Source organism: Peptidiphaga gingivicola (assembly GCF_001652275.1).
GTDB lineage: Bacteria > Actinomycetota > Actinomycetes > Actinomycetales > Actinomycetaceae > Peptidiphaga > Peptidiphaga gingivicola.
Window position 1 is genome coordinate 383823 of sequence record NZ_LVZK01000003.1, and the last position, 18059, is coordinate 401881.

The following is an 18059-nucleotide window of genomic DNA, read 5'->3' on the forward strand; positions in this document are numbered from 1 at the left end:
GAGCACGCAAGGAAGGGAAAGCCATGGAGAGGAACCGCTCTCAACCGGGCCGGTCTGCCCGCCGCGCCCGCTTCGGAAGGGAGGCCAAGGAGGAGACGGACACCATGGCCACGGACACCGCGATCAAGGGCGCCTGGGCCGGGGCCAGCGCGAGCACCGCATGGGCAAAGAGCAAAAGGGGCGAGGGAACGCGAACTGGGGTGAGAGCGGCGGCAAGGGCAGGGGCGGGAGTCGGCGCTCCGAGCCGGGACTGGGTTCCGCTGATCGACGCCGCCACGACGCGCGTGGTCCCTCTCGGCTTCATCTTTTACCTCTTGGCAACCACTCTCTACCTGTTCTATTGGGGGCAGCCGCTCGGCGCGACGGAGATGTGGGCTCGGACGCTTTTGTGGAACGTGTGGCCCTGGCTGGGGCTCATGTGTCTGGCGTTGACGTGGGCGTGGGCAAGCCGCAAGGATCCGCGGCAGACGTGGCTGCGCCGTCTGATGAACCGCGCTCCCTTGTTCGGGAAAAAGGCGGCGATCCTGGGCGCTGCCCTCGGCTTAATGTTCTTGTTGCAGGCGGCCGCCAACGACGTCGAACTGGCGCTGGATCTGCAGGCGGGCCCGCGAGGCGAGACCGGCGTGGTGTGCACGGAGTTCAAGGAGTGGCCCTCGTATAAGAACGGAGACGCCAAGACCACGTTCGTCCTGCGCCACGCGAACGGGCGGGACGAAACTTTCGAGTTCATATCTCGCCTGGGCGTGTGGGACGACGGCCCTCGCGGGTCGATCAAACGGCTGTGTTCCTCGCAAGAGTCCTTCACCCTTTGGCGGTGGGCAAGAACCGGAGTCATCGCCGACGTCGAATGACGGGGCCAACGACGCTCGCCGGGTGCGCCGTTGCGCATGAACTCGCCGACGCGCACGAAACCAGAAGCGCACACAAACCAGCCGTCGCACGAGTTCAGAATCGCGGACAAACTTGGAATCGCGGACGAACTCGGAATCGCACACGAAAAGCACCTTGGCACCATATAAGGACCAGATTTTAGACCTTGCAATGCGCGGCGGCGTTTTTCATGTGAAAGCGAAGGCCGACGCCGAACCTTGCCACCCCGATGCTCTGTCGCAATAAAGCTCCCCTGAAATCTCGAAGGCCAACGTCGGTATGGCCCAGATGTCGAGCAGTCCTACTTGAAGCGAAAACCGAAGAGCCCACCGTCTTCGCCTGCATCCGTCAACACGGGATCGATGGCGTAATCCCGTCGATCAAACCCTTCGGCCTCAGCTGCCTGCAAACGATCCGAGTTGAGCGTGACGATGTACTGGAATCCCACGTCGTCTGCGAGGCGGGCTCCGATATTGAGACAGGAGGCGACTTGCCTGTCGTCCATGGAGTCGAAGAGGAGGCTGTCGTGCACAAGGATGCGCGGAGCCCGACCGGCCTTGATGGCCATGACGAGGCAGACGACGTCAAGCAGGAAGGTCTTCACTCCGCGAATGCCGGACGAGGCATCGCCATCGATCTCAGGAGTGACTTTGAGTACCCCCTTGTTTGCGTCAATGAGCAAGGAAACATCGCGATCGTCGTAGATCTCTTCGCCAAGCTGTTGGAACAGGGAGATCGCCTCTTCGATAAATTCTTCCCGTTCGGCCATCTCGGTTCGGACGCTGGCCTCCGCTTCAGCCGTGATTGAACGCAGGCGTAGCCCGGCGTCGTTCACCGACTGCACGAGCTCCAGCCTTCGCTCCAGATCCGCGACGGTAGAATCGACCTCCGCAAGTTCCCTTTCCGCATTGCGAAAAGTCTCGAGTGCCATTGAGTCGTTTAGAAGGTTCATCACATCCGCTCGGCGGCGGTCCAAGGCCCTACGCTCGGCCTCAATCGCTTTGAGCCTGTCAAGGACGCTGACACGCTCCGATTCAAGGTACAACCGACGATTGCGCACTACGGACGAATGGAAGTCCGCCACCTCTTCGAATCGTCGCGCTACGACGTCGGGCAGGACGATGCCGATCTCTACATACATCGTCTCTAGCTGCTTGGCCATGTCGGCACTAGAAGCCGTCGGCCTCTCTTCTTGCATTGCCAATTCGAGGTCGCGTTTGCGTTGCTCCAGCACAAGACCCTCGTCATTGAGATCCCTGATCGCCTGGGTAAGACGGTCGGCTTCAGCCTGATGTTCGGCATACTGCTCGTCGACGCGGAATCCCGACAGTTTCGATTCGAGGCGCAACCGGCGCTGGCGCAATTTAGCCAGGCGTGCACGAAGCTCCGGCTCATTCATCGAAACGTTTCCAAGAGCTCCCTCGGCAATCGCCTTCTTGAGCGCTTTGCGATTCTTCTCAAGGGCGGAAGCCTCACCCGCCTTGGCGAGAATTTCTGGCGTGAACCCTAAAAGGTATCCGATTCTAGCCCCCGACTCCCATGCCGATTCTGCAGCAAACGTCTTAAGCGGATCGCCAAAATAATCCCTGACCAGCTGACTGACAAGCTGACCGACCGTGGGGCGATTCGCATCCGCAGGAAGCCGAAATAGTTGGCCAACGTCAAGCTTCCAAGCGTCGATACTTGTCGAGACGCCGTCGACGCGCACTTTCGTTTGAGGTTTGACCGCGCGTTCGATTCGCTTGACATCAGCAACGCCTCTCGTCAGGTCGTCGACGGCGTTCTCCATCTCAAGATCGCCCCAGAAAGAGAAATGAGCCAGCTCGGCGGATTTGAGACTGTCATCGAGCTTTCCGCCTAGGAGATAGCGAAGGATGCGGACAAAGCTTGTCTTCCCGGCGCCGTTTCTACTATCACCCAGTTTTGAGCCCTGAGTTTTATCCGCGAGCAGTACATTCATGCCTTCGTGGAAGCGCAGCGTCTTAAATCGGCAATCGGAGGAACCGAGTTCATACAGAAACATGGTGCCTCACCAACTGATCGGAGGCATTCCATGCGACGGCCCCGATGGCGAATAACATCGACAAAGCCATGGCAAACCAGTCGAAGGTGATGGCGCCTCCGGCATGTCCCGATCTCGTTTCTCGTGAGAATCGTTCCCAAAGCCCCGATACGGTGGTCGGCGAATCCAGCAGAGACAGAAGCTTCGCCCCCAGCGTCAGCAAAGCACGTTCGGGGCGTATCCCCTTAGTCGGAAGCAACATCGCCAGTTTCTCCTATAGAAAAGTCCGCGGGAGGCTCTTCGAAGATGTCACATGAATCGAAAAAGTATACGGTAACGGCGTAAACTGCGTTGGCGCGTTTCGTCCACATGTCGAAGTCTGGTCCGCCCAGAGCGACGTATACGCGCCGCACAATCTCACGCACATCGGACGTCACCCGACGTGCTTCCTCATAAATCTGACGAAAACGTCGAGCCTTCGCATCGCGAAGACCAGGATCGGGCTGCCCGGCGAACCACTTGTCAATACGTAGGGACAGAAGCCTCCCCTCATCAAACTCAGTCCTCGTCGTCCTCGGGAGCCTGTTGAAGTCCATCTTAGTTGAAGAGACAGGTCTGATGTCTTCGAGAAGGTGATCAACATCGCCACCCTCGACCCCTTCAAGCATTTCAATGAGCTCAACCAAATCGTCAAGCTCCACATTCTGCGCGTGCGGGGAACCCGGTATGATTTCATCCAGCTGATCCCAAGCTAGTTTACTCACGGCCTCCCACCACAGATCGTCCGGAGCTTTCCAAAGCTCGAGAGCTATCGGACGTTTGGAGTCTGGACCGTGCTTCTTCCGCAACTTAAGCAGACTGTCAGTTGAGGCAGGGCCAAAAGACGCATTCGTCACAAACCGCCACACCCTGAACTCCGGCCAAAAGGCGTAAGCTCTAGCGAAGTCATCTTCCAGCTTCTTTTTGGTCTTCTGGTCGAGATTTGTTACTGCACGTTGTCCGTAGCAGGCGTAAAGGATGGACCCGTTTTCGGCGATTCCGTCACAGCCGCCGTCCCCGAGGCTGCCCATGGCCTCTGGATTGACGTAGTCTTTGTGCAGATGGGAGAGCACCTTGCTCACGTAGTTCTCAAACTCTTCGCCGGCGGCAAGGCACAGCTGATCGTGTCGCGCTCGAAACCAGAACTTCCAAGCCGAATCGGGCAATGCCATGACTCTCCTCCCTTCGATGACAGGTGTTCGACGCTCGAAGAATGACGCATCTGCGCCGAATCTGTTACTGTTAAAATTTTACCCTACCAGGAGGCTTTCGAAGTAGTCGGCGTTGAATCGCACACGAAAAGCACCTTGGCACCGTATAAGGACCAAATTTTGGACCTTGCAATGCGCGGCGGCGTTTTTCATGTGAAAGCGAAGGCCGACGCCGCGCTTCACCAAGCAGCGACAAAGGACGCCGTCGCGTTTCGCTATGCAGCAACGAAAGTCAATGCCAAGCTTTGCCATGCAAAATAGGGGTAGGAGCCGAGCCACAACGGAAGACCGGGCGATTATGCAATCGAGAATCTCGCATTCAGCCAGAAATCTCAGCCCAACTGACTTGGGGGGAATGCCCGACCGACGTGGGGTGGATGACGGGGCTCGAACCCGCGACCCCCTGGACCACAACCAGGTGCTCTACCGACTGAGCTACAACCACCGTACGTGCCCCAGGCAGGGTCGCTCGCCTGGGGCACTGTTCAAGTGTAGCCTAGCTTCTGCGTCGTGACGAAACGCCCCCGGGTGATCCGCACCACCGCAGCGCAACAAACTGTCCGACGACGGCGCCGCGCTTCACGTCGCTCGAGAGCCGCTCCACCTCGCACGAGAGCCGCTCCACCTCGCACGAGAGCCGCTTCTTCGCGTCTCACGAGGGCGATGCGCTGGCATGCACCGTCACCAATGCACGCGCATGGCTATGGCGTCGGCGAACTTCTTCAGATGCGTGGGGTTCTGCGAAAGGTAGAGCGATCCGTCGATGAGGGAGACCTCGAGGACGTAGAACTCGTGGGCGTCTTTGGGGCCGCCGCGGACGATGTCGACGCGGTTGTACAGGAGCAGCTCGTCGCGGCCACACGTATCGACGATGTATCCGTGCACGATCTCGCGAATCTGCTCGCCCCAACGCCACTCCTGGGAGTTGGTCGCGTCCGAGCGGACCACTTCCTCGTGGAACTCCTCGGTGGAGCGGAAGCTGGGGTGCAGCATCGGATCCTTCTCGACCTGGTACGAAGCTAGTCCGTTGAGGTAGATGAGCGAGGTCTCCCCCGATCGGTCGATCTGGTCGAGGTAGCGCTGCACCATGACGGGGCGGCCGTTTTCGAGCTCGCTCATCGCATGGCGTATGGCCTCGCCGCGGGAGTTCGGGTCGATCGCCGTATACCTCCCGGTCCCGCGCCCGCCCGAGGAAATGGCCGGCTTGACCACGAAATCCCCGTACGCGGGGAACCGAGTGTGCAGCTGATGCTTCGTCAGATTCTGCTCGGGCTCGAGCCACACCGTCGGAATGACCGGCAGACCGCGGGCCTCCAGCTCGCGCAGGTAGTGCTTGTCCGAATTCCAGTCCATGACCTGCGCCTGGTTGAGGATCCGCGGAATAGAACGCGCCCAGGCGCGGAACTCCTCGCGCTGGGCCGCATAATCGCGCACGGAGCGGACGACCACGGTTCCCGCCTGCGACCAGTCGACGTCGGGGTCGTTCCACACGGAGATCCTCGGTTCGAGCCCGCGCTCCCGCAGGGCGTCGGGAAGGCCCTGCTCGTCGGCGTCAAGGTCTGGCAATTCGGCGCACGTTGCCAAGGTCACGATCGGATCAGACACGCAGCCAACTTTACCCGATGGCGATTGCGCGGATCACGCCCAAGCTCAAGTCAATCAAATGCGAACTCGGGCGAAACCCGTACGAATTCGGCCCAATCGCATACACGGCATCCGAAACGCGTGCCCAAGCGGCCCCGAGGGCTGCGACGCCTCGGGGCCGGGCCGCATCGCGGGCCGCACTTCGTCGCATCCGACGTCGTCCCGGAAAACGAAAAGCCCCGCAGCCTTGCGGCCGCGGAGCCCTGTTCGTACACCGCCTGGGACTCGAACCCAGAACCCACTGATTAAGAGTCAGTTGCTCTGCCAATTGAGCTAGCAGTGCTTGCAAAGCTAGATTACTCAGGCGCCCGCCGCCGCGCAAGCCGGCCTCGTGTGATCTAGCTCCACCGCGCCGCCCTGAGGCGGCCTTGGCCGCAGACGAAGAGTCCGTGACGCCGTTGACTCAATATGCCCGTCCGCCCGGCTGCCTGAATGCCTCTCGCCCAGACCCGCACGGCACCCCTCGCCACTCTTGCTGGGGCTGACGTTCCGTCGTCCTCTCGCCCAGACCCGCACGGCACCCCTCCTCACCTCCTTTCTCAGTTCGCCTTCTGTACCAACCACTATGTACAATCTTGGCATGGACACACGAACCCGGCTGGTGAACGTCGCGCAAGACCTCCTGTGGGAGCGCGGGTACGCAGCGACCAGCTCCAAAGAAATCCTCAACCGCGCCAACGTGGGCCAGGGAAGCATGTACCACCACTTCTCGGGCAAGCGAGACCTGGCTGCCGCGGCCTTGGAACAGAGCGCCGCGGCGATGCGCGCCGAGGCAGAGGCCCTTCTGGCCGCAGACGGAACGTCCGTCGAGCGCGTGATCTCCTACCTCGAACGGCAGCGAGACTCGCTGCGGGGCTGCCGCATGGGACGTATGACGTACGACGCCGACGTGCTGGCAACCCCGGAGCTTCTCCGCCCGGTCGCCGAGACTCTCGGGTGGATCGTAGGCGCTCTCGCCGACGTCGTCCGCCAGGGGATCGAAGCCAGGGAATTCCGGCACGAGACAGATCCCGAGCAACTCGCCTCGATGGTCGTCGCGACCGTCCAAGGCGGATATGTGCTCGCGCGAGCCCAGCAGAATCCAGCGGCCTTCGACGCCGCAGTCGCCGGCGCGGCGTCGCTCATACGCCAACAGGCCGGCGGCTGAGCCTCGGGCGCCGCCTCGCCGGCGTCGGCTCGCAATTGACCGAAACACAAGCAACGAAGGAACAGAACCGATGTATGCAATGCAATACCAGATCGCTTTGCCCGCCGACTACGACATGGACGTCATTCGCAAGAGGGTCCGAGCGACGGGCCGTCTCATGGACGGGTTTCCCGGACTGGAGTTCAAGGCTTACCTCGTACAAGAAAAGGCCGAGGGCGCGCCGCGGAACGCCTACGCCCCCTTTTATGTGTGGCGAGACACCGCCGGCATGCGCAGTTTCTGCTGGGGCGAGCCCGGCTACTCGTCGATCGTCCGGGACTTCGGGCGCCATTCCATTCAAGACTGGACCGTGCACAAGATCGCTCGCGGCCCGTCTTCCTACGCGAGCGCACGCAGCCTGTCCTTTCAGACCGTTTCGCTTCCGGACGACGTCGCCCCCTCCGCCTGCGTCGAAAACCTCTCGGCCCCATTCCTCTCGGAAGAGGACGGCGAGACCGTCGCACGAGTCGCCGCCGTCGACGTGACCGCATGGAACCTCGTCTTGGTCGAGCTGAGCGCCGCACACGCCGAACAGAGCGCCGCAGGCCGGACCGTCTACGAAGTCCTTCACGTCTCGGAAGGCTCGTGACCGAACAAGGTCCGAAGAAAATCGAAAGGCCCGCAGTCTTTCGACTGCGGGCCTGACCCGTACACCGCCTGGGACTCGAACCCAGAACCCACTGATTAAGAGTCAGTTGCTCTACCATTGAGCTAGCGGTGCGGATTCCAACTTTACCCGCCGATCGCGGCGCAGGCAAACGCCGATCCCGTGGCGCGCGACACCGTCGCCGCACTCGCCCTTCCGACGCCGGCGCCGCAGGAGCCGCGGGAAACCGACGTCGCCGTTCCGATGCCGTCCTTGTGGCAATCTTGTGGGGTGACGAACGAAAAGCCCGACGCCCCAGCCCTCAACCTTGCGCTTGACAGGCTCGAAGACGCCTTCGGATTCACGCCCGACGGCGACGCCGTCTACGAGGAGTTCTCGAACTGGGCCGAATCGACGGGACGCCCCCTCTACCCCCACCAGGAAGAGGCTCTTCTGGCTGCCGTTTCAGGCGACAACCTGATCGTTTCCACGCCGACGGGATCGGGCAAGTCGATGGTCGCGCTCGCGGCGATCTTCACCGCCCTCGCACACGGGCGGAGCGCCTACTACACGGCACCGCTCAAAGCCCTCGTCTCGGAAAAGTTCTTCGAGCTCATCGCGGCCTTCGGCGCGCACAACGTGGGCATGGTCACGGGTGACTCGTCCATCAACGCCGGGGCGCCGATCGTGTGCGCAACGGCGGAAATCGTCGCGAACATCGCGTTGCGCGAGGGCGACGCCGCGGACATCGGCGTGCTCATCGCCGACGAGTTCCACTTCTACGGCGATCCCCAGCGCGGGTGGGCATGGCAGGTCCCCCTCCTGGAGCTCGCCTCGACCCAGCACGTCCTCCTCTCCGCCACTCTCGGCGACACGTCCTTCCTCGCGGAAGACCTGAGCAAACGCACCGGCAGGAACACATCCGTCGTCGACCGCGCCGAGCGCCCCGTCCCCCTCGCGTTCTCCTACTCGCGCGAGCCCCTCGGCGAAGTCGTCCTCGAACTCGTCCACACCCACCGCGCCCCCGTCTACGTGGTCCACTTCTCACAAAAGGAGGCCGTCAGCCAAGCGCAGGCCCTGCTTCCGATCAACCTGACGACGAAGGCCGAGCGCGAGCTCATAGCCAAGGAGATCGGCGATTTCCGCTTCGGCCCCGGCTTCGGAAAAACGCTGTCCAAACTGTTGCGATCGGGCATCGGCGTCCACCACGCGGGGCTGCTCCCCCGCTACCGCCGGCTCGTCGAAAGGCTCACGCAAGCCGGACGGCTCAAGGTCGTCTGCGGCACGGACACCCTCGGCGTCGGGATCAACGTCCCCATTCGAACCGTGCTCCTGACGTCGCTGTCGAAGTTCGACGGAACCCGTTCACGCCACCTTTCGGCCCGCGAGTTCCACCAGATCGCGGGCCGGGCGGGCAGGGCCGGGTTCGACACGGCGGGCGACGTCGTCGTCCAAGCCCCCGAGTACGAGATCGAAAACGCGAAAGCCCTGGAAAAAGCCGCCGGGGACCCCAAGAAGCTCAAGAAACTCGTTCGAAAGAAAGCCCCCGAAGGCGTGGTGCTGTGGGGAGAGAAGACGCTCGCGCACCTGCAGAACGCGGCGCCGGAGAAGCTGGCCTCGCAGATGCGCGTCAACCACGCCATGATCCTCAACCTTCTGCAACGCCCCGGGGATTCGGTGGCCGCCGCCGTCCGTCTGCTGACGGACAACCACGAGCCCAAAACCGAGTCGAACCCCCTGCTCAGAAGGGCGGTCGAAATCTACGAAACGCTCCGTTCGGCGGGGGTCCTCGTCCACCACGACGTCCAATGGCAGGCCGCCCACCCCGGCGAGTCCGCGGTCGATTTCGCTCGCGAGGTTCCGAGCGACTTCGCCCTCAACTCGCCTCTGGCTCCCTTCGCGCTTGCGGCCCTCGACCTGCTCGAACGCGAGTCCCCCGACTATCCGCTCGACGTCGTCTCGGTGGTAGAGGCCGTCCAAGAGAATCCGATGCAGGTGCTCTATGCGCAGGAGCGCGCAGCGCGCGGCGAGGCGATCGGGCGGATGAAGGCCGCCGGAATGGGCTACGAGGAGCGGATGGCCGAGGCGGACTCCATCACGTGGCCGCGGCCCCTCGCGGAGCTTTTGGAGGGGGCGTTGGCCGTCTACCGTCAGACGAATCCATGGGTGGACGGCTACGACCTCACGCCGAAATCGATCGTGCGGGAAATGGTGGAGCACGCCGAGACGTTCTCCGAGTTCGTCTCACGCTACGACCTGGCGCGCAGCGAGGGCGTGCTTTTGCGCTATCTCTCGGACGTCTACAAGGCCCTGCGGCAGACCGTGCCGCTCGAGGCCCGCACGGACGAGGTCGACGAGATCACGCAGTGGCTGGGGACTCTCGTGCGCTCGGTCGACTCCTCGCTCCTCGACGAATGGGAGGCCCTAGCAGACGGCAGGGTGACGCCTGAGGAGGCCGCGCGCATGTCCGGCGAGGCCGAAGGCGGGCTCGACGAGGTCGCCTTCGGGGCGGACGAGAACGGCGCCGCTGCCTTTACCCGCAACCGCCACGCCTTCAAAGCCGCGGTCCGCAACGCAGCGTTTCGCAGGGTCGAGGCCGTTCAATTCGAGGACCTCGAATCCTTGGACCGCCTCGACGGCGAGCCCGCGTGGACGGAATCCAGCCGGTTCGGGGACGCCGGCAGCCAAGTCGGGGACGAGAGCGGCGAGGCCGAGGCTGTGGGCGGCGCGGCCGGGGCCACACGCAGCGAAGCACAAGACGCACGCAGCGAAGCAGGGGACGAAGGAAGCCGGGCGACGCTCGCAAACCGCGAAGCGGGGCCCGTATGGGACGGCGACGCCTGGATGGACGCCACCGATCCGTACTTCGACGTCTACGAGAGCGTCGGCATCGACTCCCACGCCCGCGGAAACGAGTTCTTCCGAGTACAAGAACAGGCCGATGCCGCAGACCTCGCCGAGACGGGCGTGCCCCGCGAGGTCGCCGAAGCCCTCGTCGAGGGAAAGCAACCCGGCCGCCTGTGGATCGTCACGCAGGTTTTCGACGACGGCGAAGGCGACGGCGGCTGGGGCTTCCGCGCATTCGTCGACCTCGACGAATGCGACGAGCTGGGTGCGGCGAAGCTTCGGGTCGTCCACGTCGGCGAGCTGTGACCCCCGGTCCAGCCCGAGTGCGCTGTATGGTCCGGACGCACCCGCGGAACTCGGTGCGCCGACGCGCTCTCCGCAGACGAGGGCTGCAGGGGATCGAACGTCGCAACCTTGGCGACCGCGCCACGCGTTCTCGCCCGCAGACGAGGGCTGCATGCTCCGTAATCGTCTGGATTCCTTGCGCAATCCGGCTCTCGCCCGCAGACGAGTCTCCAGGCTCCGGCCCGTTCGAGGCCTTGCGCACCTGCCGGGTACGGGCGCCCGCTAGAATTCAAGGGTCGAAAGGGATGGTATAGATGAACGAAAACGGCGGCAAAGGCACCGGCGGCATCGAGACGAGCCGAGTCGACGCAAACGGCGGCCGGGCAGGCGGCGTCGAGACGAACGGCGTCAACTGGTCCGGCCAGGAGACCAGCTTCGAGGGCATCTCTCGGCCGGATGTAAGCGAGATCGCGGGGCGCTGGGAGAGTCTGCGCGACAAAGTGGCCGCAGCCGCGTCGCGCGCGGGGCGCGAGGAGAATGCCGTCTCGATTCTGCTGGCAGCCAAGTTCCAGGAGCCCGAACGGGTCGCCGCAGCCTTGCGTGCCGGAGGCAGCCTGATAGGCCACAACTACATCCAGCAGTTGGAGGAGGGCGAAAGGGCTCTGACCGAGCTGGGCGCGCCCTTCCACCGAGTCCACGTCATCGGCCACGTGCAGGCGAACAAGGCCGGCAAGGCAATCCGGGCAGCCGACTGCATCGAAACCGTCGATTCGCCCAAGCTCGCTGCGCGCCTCGACCGGCTGCAAGGCGAACGCATCTCAGCGGGCGAGCTCCGAAAGGACGGCAGCCCCCTCGGCCCCTTCGACGTCATGATCCAGGTCAACTCTGCGGGCTCCGAATCTCAGCACGGCGTGGATCCGAGCGGCGTCGTCGACCTCGCCGGCGCCGTTGCGGACTTGCCGAACCTGCGCCTCGTCGGGCTCATGCTCATCGGCGCGAACACCGACGACGTCGCCGCGGTGGCCGCCTCCCATGCGCGCGTGCGCGAGCTGCGGGATGCCGTTCAGGCCGCCGGCGTCGCCAGCTGCACAGAATTGTCGATGGGCATGACGGGCGACATGGAAATCGCCATTGCCGAAGGCTCGACGGAGGTTCGAATCGGCACGGCCGTGTTCGGGCCGCGTCCCGTCATGAAGCAAACCCGCTCGCAATGAAACAAACCCGCTCGCGGTAAAGCAAGACAAAAATCATAAAGCAAAACCGCTCGCAATGAAGCAAACCCGCTCGCAATGAGGCAAGACAACGCCATGAAGAAGGCACGCTTCGCCATGAAGTATCGTCAGCTGCCGGCCTAAGGGCACTACGGAATGCGCGCCAGCCAGGCCGGGTCGGCGAATTTGGCCTTGGCGAGGCTCTCGGCGGCGATCAGCTCGTCGGGGCGGTACTTTGCTCTTCTCACCGTGCGCCCGCGCGCCAGCGATTGGCGAAGCGCGTCGATGACGTCCTCGCGTGCCGCGTCGACGTAGGAGCGGATTCCCACCACCTTCTTCTGCGCGCTTTTCGTGCCGCGCGCGCCGGTGTCCGGCCGGAAGAGCCGGGTGACGGCCAGCAGCTGCTCGGTTTCGATCTCCCAGCTCATGACGGCGTGATGGATCGTCGCTCCCCCGGCGAGCCTGCGTTGGGCGGCGCCGCCGATCTTTCCGTCGAGGGTGGCGATGTCGTTGATCGGCATGTAGAAGGCCGGCACCCCCATTTCCTTCAGGGCACGCAGAACCCACGAATCGCACAGGGCATAGGATTCGCGCAGGCTCAGGCCTGAAAGGGCCGCGCTTGGCACGATCACCGAGTAGGCGACCGCCCGGGCGGGGTCCATATACATCGTCCCTCCCCCGCTTGCCCGCCGCGCCAGTGCGATTCCGCGTTTTTTCGCGGCTTCGACGTCGATCTCGTTGCTCAACGACTGCGAGGAGCCGATCACCGCCGCCGTTTCACTCCAATTCCAGAGGCGAACAGCCGCCGGGCGCACGCCGCCTGCGACGCTCTCTGCGACGGCGTGGTCAAGCGCCAAGTTCAAAGCGACCGAAAGAGGGCGCGATTCGAGCAGGTCGAATCGGGAGGGGAGGCCGGCGGCGCCGTCGGCCTCCGGAAGGCGGACGCCGTGGGCCTCCGGAAAGCGGTAGGCACCGGGCTTTGACGAGCGGCCGACGCCAGGCTCTGCCGCTCGACTAAGCGAGCCGATAGAGCCAACCGTGGCGGTCTTCGACCTTTCCAAGCTGGATTCCCGTGATTCGGTCGTAAATCGTTCTCGTCACTTTGTTTCCGGGGATCTCCACTCGGAAGTCTTTGCCGGAGAGGGAGCCGATGGACGTGATGACCGCAGCCGTTCCGCAGGCGAACATCTCGGCGACGGCGCCGCTCTCGATTCCGGCCAGCACATCGGCCAAGGCAAGGGTCTCTTCGCGGACGTCCGCGCCGTCGTCGCGCAGAAGCTGGAGAATCGACGAGCGGGTGCAGCCCGCCAAAATGTTGCCGGTGAGCTTCGGGGTGCGGATCGACCCGTCGGACATCACGACGAAGACGTTCATGCCGCCGAGCTCGTCGATGTTCGTGTCGGTGGCTGCGTCGAGGAACATGACCTCGTCGTATCCGCCCTCGTGCGCGATCGTCTTGGGCAAGAGGGAGGAGGCGTAATTGCCTCCGGTCTTCGCGTCGCCCATTCCTCCAGGGCCGGCGCGGTGGAATTCGCGTTCTACCCACACGTCGATCGGTTGGAAGCCGTTGGTGAAGTACGCGCCCGAGGGCGAGGCGACTGCCAAGTACTCGTAGCGTTCGGCGGCGCGGACGCCCAGAAACGCTTCGGAGGCGAAGATGAACGGCCTGAGGTAGAGGGAGGAGCCGGGCGCGTTGGGAACCCACGCGGCGTCTTGGCGCACGAGGTTGACGAGCGATCCGATGAAGGCCTCGTGTTCGAGCTCGGGTATTGCCAACCGCCGATTGGAATGGTTGAGGCGGGCCGCGTTGTACGTGGGCCTAAACGTCCAGATCGAACCGTCCTCGTGACGGTAGGCCTTCAGCCCCTCGAACGTTTCTTGGCCGTAGTGCAGCACCGCGCCGGCGGGGTCCAAGGAAAGCGGGCCGTATGCTTCGATCCTGAAGTCGTGCCACCCTTTGTCCGGCGTCCACACGGCGTGGGCCATGTGATCGGAGAACCGCTTTCCGAATCCCGGGGCGGCAAGCACTCCTTCGCGTTCGGCGTCGCTCGCCGGATGCGGGTTGGGCCTGACATCCCACGTGCCGACAAGGTCGTCGGCGGCGGGCACGGCCTCCATCGACGCCAGTTCAAGATCCGTGTAACTCATAAGATCACTTCTTTCTCGGGGCAATGAGTCGATTCTAGTGCCAGATCGGCACCGGGCGATTCCGATCGCCTCGGCGATCCACGTGCCGCACGGTTCGCGGCACGCCCGTTTCAGCGTGCAGCAAGGCTCGTATCTCAGCCGCGGACCAGAGCCGCAACGGCGTTTCCGACGTCCGACGTCGAACGTTTCAAAGGTGCGCCCGCCTCGGCTGCGGAAGCCCTTGCGGCCATGTCGGATTCGATCGCGTCCTCGATCGCCCGGGCGTGCTCGGCGAGCCCGAGGTGGTCGAACATGAGAGCCACCGAGGCGATTGTCGCCGTAGGGTCGGCGATCTGCTTGCCCGCGATGTCGGGGGCCGATCCGTGGATCGGCTCGAACATGGACGGGAAGGCCTTCTCGGGGTTGATGTTCCCGGAGGCGGCAAGCCCTATCCCGCCTGTTATCGCGCCGGCTTCGTCGGTGAGGATGTCGCCGAACAGGTTGTCCGTCGCGATCACGTCGAATCGGGCGGGATCGGTGACTAGGAAGATCGTCGCGGCGTCCACGTGCATGTAGTCGACTGCGACGTCGGGATATTCCGCGCCGACCTCCTCGACGACGCGCCGCCACAGTCCGCCGGCGTTGACCAGAACGTTGTGCTTGTGCACGTATGTGAGCTTCTTGCGGGGACGCGCCTGAGCCTTGGCGAAGGCGTATCGCACCACGCGCTCTACGCCGTAGGCGGTGTTGACTGACACTTCGGTCGCTATTTCGTGGGGGGTTCCCTGCCGGACGACGCCGCCGTTGCCGCAGTAAAGCCCCTCGGTCCCTTCGCGAACCACGAGAAAGTCGATGCCGCCCGAGTCGGCCAACGGCGTCGGCACTCCCGGATAGTGCCTATTTGGCCGGAGGTTGACGTAATGGTCGAGCGCAAAACGCAGCTTGAGGAGGAGGCCGCGCTCCAGCACGCCCGAGGGGACTCGGGGATCGCCTATCGCCCCCAAGAGGATCGCATCGCGCCCCTTGATGTCTTCGAGGTCCGCGTCCGTGAGGGTCTCGCCCGTTGCGAGGTACCGGCGTGCGCCAAGGTCGTATGTGTGGGTTGCGATTTCCGGCCCGCCGAGGGCTTCGCACACCGCATCGAGAACCTTCAGGCCTTCTGCCACAACTTCAGGGCCGATTCCGTCGCCGGGAATCACTGCGAGGTCTATGGACGTCATGGATCTAGGATATCGGCTGTTCAAAATACGGGATTCTCATCTCACAATTCGGACGGTCTGCGCGTCAGGTCTGCTTGCGTTCGAAGCCAAGGCGAACGGGATGCGAGCCCGGCCTTGGCGGGCTCGCATCGACAACGGGCTTTAGGGGCCACGCAGGCGGCCTGTAGAAACGCCGTTCCGTGGGCTTTCGAGGTTTGCGGGATCTCCAGGTTCAGGCGATCCCCAAGCTTAGGGGATCTCCAGGGACCAATTGCCTCCCGTGGTGTCGATCAAAATCAAACTTTCGCTGGTCTTTGCCGGGATAGTGACATCCTTTTCAACGGCTGCCTTTTGTTCTTTGATGAAAGAATTCGCCTTGGAGCTGCCGTCGGTGGGCCACAGAGTGCCGGTGATTCGCCCTTTGGAGGTGTTGCCAACGTACTTGAAGGTCGCCGATGCCTCGCCCCCGCGATACAAGAAGGTCTCATATGAGTTTCCGGCTATAGTCGCACCCTGCGAAATCGTTGGAATAGAAGAGATCGGATAAACGCGGATCATCCATGGGCCGGGGGCCGTCACCTTGATCTTCGACGTCTGTTTCCCGTTGGCGAAGGCGTCGAGCGGGAAGGTGCCCGTCGCCTTCTCGTCCTTGACCATTCCGCCAAAACGCTCCGTTTCCGATCCGCCGGCGTCCTCAGCCTCAAAAAGGAAGAGTCCGTAATTCGACGCCGGATTGACTTCAAAGTAAAGAAGAACAGGCCGGCTTCCCTGGGGCTTTTGGATGTCTATCGTTTGAGGACCGTCGCCCTGGTATTCCTTGAACGTGCCGGTGAGCGCAGGCCGGGTCGGTTTGGAGGGGGCGACCGTGCTCGCCGGAGTGCTTTCGTCGTCCGTCGGCTTATGGGGGTCGGGACTCTTGCTTCGGGGCGACGTCGTCGTGGACGTGGACGGCGAAGACTTGCCGGTGGATTCCTCCTTGTCGTCCTTCATCAGTTTTGGCAAGAAGATGATCGCGGCGGCGATGGCGATGACGGCCACCACCGATATAACCGCCAAACCGGCTTTGCTTGTGAGGAAGGACTTTCGAGGCGTGCCGTCAAGGCCGAAGGGCATACCGGTACCGAAGTCCGACGAGGCTCCGTAGGTCGGCTGGCTCGGGCCCTGGCCCTGAGCGGAGTAATCGACTCCCGAACTCGGCAACGCCCCTCCCGCCATTTGGCTTTCGGGGGCCGAAGTTCCAGGTTCCGCGGACTGCCCGATCCCGGCTTGCGAGGCGAATCCCGCTTGCGGGCCGGCCGACGGCGTAAATGCCGGCTGCCCCGAGGAGCCCTCGAGCCCCTGCTGGCTTGGGGGCCCTTGGAGCCTCGACTGGCCTGACGAGCCCGAACCCCCAAAACCCGATGGAGCCGAAGAAACCGATGGAGGGAACCCCGGCTGGCCTGACGCACCTGACTGCGGAAAACCCGGTTGGCCTGACGAGCCCGGCTGCTGGAAACCCGGCTGGTCGGCGAAGCTGTATCGCTCGGTGGGTTGATAACCGGAACTTTGAGCAGAGGACGACGACGAAGCCGACGGCGCCGGCCCAGCCTGTGAAGGACCCGGCGCGGGTGCGCCGAACGGAGGCCGCGCGGGCGCGGCTTGCCCTGCACCGGGCGCCGACTGCGCAGAACCAGGCGCTGGCCGACCTGTACCAGGACCCGACCGACCCGCACCAGGTGCCGACTGCGCAGAACCAGGCGCCGACCGGCCTAAGCCAGGCGCCGACTGAGCCGAACGTGACTCCGACTGACCGCCACCGGGGATTGGCTGCCCGGAGCCTGCCGGTCCCGGATGGAACGGAGGCCGCCCCGGGCGGAAGGCGGATTGCCCCGGAGACTGCTCGGAGTCAGAGCCCACTTGTCCCGAAGCAGACGTCGGCTGCGCGCCGCCAGATTCGAATTGCCGTGAGCCAGGCGCGGAAGCGGGACGTTCCGAGCTTGGCGCCGAGTAGGCCGACGGCGTCGAGAAGGCACCCGGGGCGGAACCGCTGTCTGAGGGGGCTTGGCCCCCGGCCGGGACGTTTCGCCCTCCGGGGACGAAAGGCTGTCCGCCTCCGGCAGAGCCCGCGGACGCGAACCTCGGGCGCGAAGACTCTGGCGCGGCGCCGGCCTTGAAAGCGGGGCCGGGCGCGGCATTCGCCTGCCCGGAATGATCCGGAGTCCGCTGCTGCGAACTCGGCTGCTCGGGCGGCGCTGCGTGCGCGCCAGAGCCGTTCCTTCTCCTCGAGGCACGCCTCGGCAAGCGGGAAATGGTTTCGTCGGCAGAGTTCGTGCTCCGGTCAAAGTCGCCGGAATCTCCGGCGGAAAGTGAACCTCCCCGGGAAGGCGACGTGGAGGAGTTCGAATCGTCGGGGAAACGAGTGTCGTCGGATGCGTATGAAGACTCGGGCGCGTACGGCGAATCGGACGAATCGGCCGGCGACGAGGCCGAAGGAAGAAGGGTGGCATCGACGTCGATGTCCTCCACCCAGAAGTTCCAGCCAGCGGGGGCCGGGCCCCAAGCGGGATCGGGCCTCCAACCAGCAGGAGGGGTCCACCCGTCGGGCGCCGGCGGCCAGTTCGGCGGTGGGTTGAATCTTTTGGACATGAGCAACACTCCTGTGGTGCGTGAAACGACGATGCCATTGTCCCACGCCCTCCCCCACCCGCCGCCACCCACGTCCACGGTGCGAAACGCCTCAAGTTTGTTTTGCTCATAAGCGAAAACCATTGACAATCAAAGGTCTCGGCGACGCCGAAACCGCTGTGAATCGTGCACTTCGACGTCTAAACGCCTCAAAGCATCCTGCGGTGCCGACTGTCGCGGATAGCACA

General features: G+C 63.7%; 15 protein-coding genes and 3 tRNA genes. 7 read left to right on the forward strand and 11 right to left on the reverse strand.

Going from position 1 to position 18059, the window contains the following annotated elements; translation table 11 throughout:
• Positions 1-23: 23 nt before the first annotated feature.
• The gene (locus A4H34_RS10220; protein WP_064232019.1) at positions 24-851 is read left to right on the forward strand and encodes a hypothetical protein; all 828 of its coding nucleotides are present in this window, start codon (positions 24-26) and stop codon (positions 849-851) included.
• Between the two features lie 320 nt (positions 852-1171).
• Here A4H34_RS10220 and A4H34_RS10225 read toward each other — a convergent pair whose 3' ends face one another.
• Genes A4H34_RS10225 through A4H34_RS10230 form a run of 3 tightly spaced genes read right to left on the reverse strand, consistent with a single transcriptional unit; the run spans position 1172 to position 4083 of the window.
• Positions 1172-2893 (reverse strand): ABC-three component system protein, encoded by a 1722-nt coding sequence (locus tag A4H34_RS10225; protein ID WP_064232020.1) that lies wholly within the window; start codon positions 2891-2893, stop codon positions 1172-1174.
• Positions 2880-3134, reverse strand: a complete 255-nt coding sequence (locus tag A4H34_RS11510; protein WP_082903207.1) for an ABC-three component system middle component 6 — start codon at positions 3132-3134, stop codon at positions 2880-2882. Before A4H34_RS11510 ends, A4H34_RS10225 begins: the two co-directional genes overlap by 14 nt.
• A complete protein-coding gene (locus tag A4H34_RS10230; RefSeq protein WP_231871033.1) occupies positions 3118-4083 on the reverse strand; it encodes an ABC-three component system protein in 966 nt (321 codons plus the stop codon). The genes A4H34_RS11510 and A4H34_RS10230 overlap by 17 nt, the downstream gene beginning before the upstream one ends.
• A gap of 159 nt (positions 4084-4242) precedes the next feature.
• Here A4H34_RS10230 and A4H34_RS11110 point away from each other — a divergent pair, with 159 nt between their 5' ends.
• On the forward strand, positions 4243-4383 hold the full coding sequence (locus tag A4H34_RS11110; protein WP_156510325.1) for a hypothetical protein: 141 nt from the start codon (positions 4243-4245) through the stop codon (positions 4381-4383).
• A 108-nt stretch (positions 4384-4491) separates the two neighbouring features.
• On the opposite strand, the gene A4H34_RS10235 is transcribed toward A4H34_RS11110, so the two are convergent.
• From A4H34_RS10235 to A4H34_RS10245, 3 genes are all read right to left on the reverse strand, one after another.
• A tRNA-His gene (locus A4H34_RS10235) sits at positions 4492-4567 on the reverse strand.
• A gap of 236 nt (positions 4568-4803) precedes the next feature.
• Positions 4804-5727 (reverse strand): ATP-grasp domain-containing protein, encoded by a 924-nt coding sequence (locus A4H34_RS10240; RefSeq protein WP_064232021.1) that lies wholly within the window; start codon positions 5725-5727, stop codon positions 4804-4806.
• Positions 5728-5976: 249 nt separating this feature from the next.
• Positions 5977-6049: transfer RNA gene (locus A4H34_RS10245), tRNA-Lys, on the reverse strand.
• Positions 6050-6346: 297 nt separating this feature from the next.
• Between A4H34_RS10245 and A4H34_RS10250 the strand changes: the two genes are divergently transcribed.
• Positions 6347-6913 carry a TetR/AcrR family transcriptional regulator gene (locus tag A4H34_RS10250; RefSeq protein WP_231871034.1) on the forward strand — a complete coding sequence of 189 codons (567 nt, stop codon included), beginning with the start codon at positions 6347-6349 and terminating at the stop codon, positions 6911-6913.
• A 70-nt stretch (positions 6914-6983) separates the two neighbouring features.
• Positions 6984-7541: a DUF4865 family protein gene (locus A4H34_RS10255; protein ID WP_064232023.1), complete on the forward strand. Its 558-nt coding sequence runs from the start codon at positions 6984-6986 to the stop codon at positions 7539-7541.
• A 60-nt stretch (positions 7542-7601) separates the two neighbouring features.
• Here the strand turns inward: A4H34_RS10255 and A4H34_RS10260 are convergent.
• Positions 7602-7673, reverse strand: a tRNA-Lys gene (locus tag A4H34_RS10260).
• Positions 7674-7802: 129 nt separating this feature from the next.
• Between A4H34_RS10260 and A4H34_RS10265 the strand changes: the two genes are divergently transcribed.
• Entirely contained in the window at positions 7803-10691 is a 2889-nt protein-coding gene (locus A4H34_RS10265) for a DEAD/DEAH box helicase (protein WP_407946345.1), read from the forward strand.
• Positions 10692-10984: 293 nt separating this feature from the next.
• Complete coding sequence (locus A4H34_RS10270) at positions 10985-11884, forward strand: YggS family pyridoxal phosphate-dependent enzyme (protein WP_082903208.1); 900 nt, start codon at positions 10985-10987, stop codon at positions 11882-11884.
• Between the two features lie 146 nt (positions 11885-12030).
• On the opposite strand, the gene A4H34_RS10275 is transcribed toward A4H34_RS10270, so the two are convergent.
• From A4H34_RS10275 to A4H34_RS10290, 4 genes are all read right to left on the reverse strand, one after another.
• A complete protein-coding gene (locus tag A4H34_RS10275) occupies positions 12031-12942 on the reverse strand; it encodes a lipoate--protein ligase family protein (protein ID WP_064232025.1) in 912 nt (303 codons plus the stop codon).
• The gene (locus tag A4H34_RS10280; RefSeq protein ID WP_064232026.1) at positions 12896-14029 is read right to left on the reverse strand and encodes a branched-chain amino acid aminotransferase; all 1134 of its coding nucleotides are present in this window, start codon (positions 14027-14029) and stop codon (positions 12896-12898) included. The genes A4H34_RS10275 and A4H34_RS10280 overlap by 47 nt, the downstream gene beginning before the upstream one ends.
• A 134-nt stretch (positions 14030-14163) precedes the next feature.
• Entirely contained in the window at positions 14164-15228 is a 1065-nt protein-coding gene (locus A4H34_RS10285) for a 3-isopropylmalate dehydrogenase (RefSeq protein WP_064232027.1), read from the reverse strand.
• A 228-nt stretch (positions 15229-15456) separates the two neighbouring features.
• Positions 15457-16422: a hypothetical protein gene (locus tag A4H34_RS10290; protein ID WP_156510326.1), complete on the reverse strand. Its 966-nt coding sequence runs from the start codon at positions 16420-16422 to the stop codon at positions 15457-15459.
• A 1153-nt stretch (positions 16423-17575) separates the two neighbouring features.
• On the opposite strand from A4H34_RS10290, the gene A4H34_RS11115 reads away from it, so the two are divergent.
• Positions 17576-17944, forward strand: coding sequence for a hypothetical protein (locus A4H34_RS11115; protein ID WP_138587077.1), 369 nt, complete (start codon positions 17576-17578; stop codon positions 17942-17944).
• Positions 17945-18059 lie beyond the last annotated feature (115 nt).

What these genes read in the sequence shown, in the direction of transcription:
- A4H34_RS10220 (WP_064232019.1), top strand. Translation starts at nt 24, where the DNA reads ATGGAGAGGAACCGCTCTCAACCGGGCCGGTCTGCCCGCCGCGCCCGC.
- A4H34_RS10225 (WP_064232020.1), bottom strand. Translation starts at nt 2,893, where the DNA reads ATGTTTCTGTATGAACTCGGTTCCTCCGATTGCCGATTTAAGACGCTG.
- A4H34_RS11510 (WP_082903207.1), bottom strand. Translation starts at nt 3,134, where the DNA reads ATGTTGCTTCCGACTAAGGGGATACGCCCCGAACGTGCTTTGCTGACG.
- A4H34_RS10230 (WP_231871033.1), bottom strand. Translation starts at nt 4,083, where the DNA reads ATGGCATTGCCCGATTCGGCTTGGAAGTTCTGGTTTCGAGCGCGACAC.
- A4H34_RS10250 (WP_231871034.1), top strand. Translation starts at nt 6,347, where the DNA reads ATGGACACACGAACCCGGCTGGTGAACGTCGCGCAAGACCTCCTGTGG.
- A4H34_RS10255 (WP_064232023.1), top strand. Translation starts at nt 6,984, where the DNA reads ATGTATGCAATGCAATACCAGATCGCTTTGCCCGCCGACTACGACATG.
- A4H34_RS10265 (WP_407946345.1), top strand. Translation starts at nt 7,803, where the DNA reads ATGCCGTCCTTGTGGCAATCTTGTGGGGTGACGAACGAAAAGCCCGAC.
- A4H34_RS10270 (WP_082903208.1), top strand. Translation starts at nt 10,985, where the DNA reads ATGAACGAAAACGGCGGCAAAGGCACCGGCGGCATCGAGACGAGCCGA.
- A4H34_RS10280 (WP_064232026.1), bottom strand. Translation starts at nt 14,029, where the DNA reads ATGAGTTACACGGATCTTGAACTGGCGTCGATGGAGGCCGTGCCCGCC.
- A4H34_RS10285 (WP_064232027.1), bottom strand. Translation starts at nt 15,228, where the DNA reads ATGACGTCCATAGACCTCGCAGTGATTCCCGGCGACGGAATCGGCCCT.
- A4H34_RS10290 (WP_156510326.1), bottom strand. Translation starts at nt 16,422, where the DNA reads ATGGCGGGAGGGGCGTTGCCGAGTTCGGGAGTCGATTACTCCGCTCAG.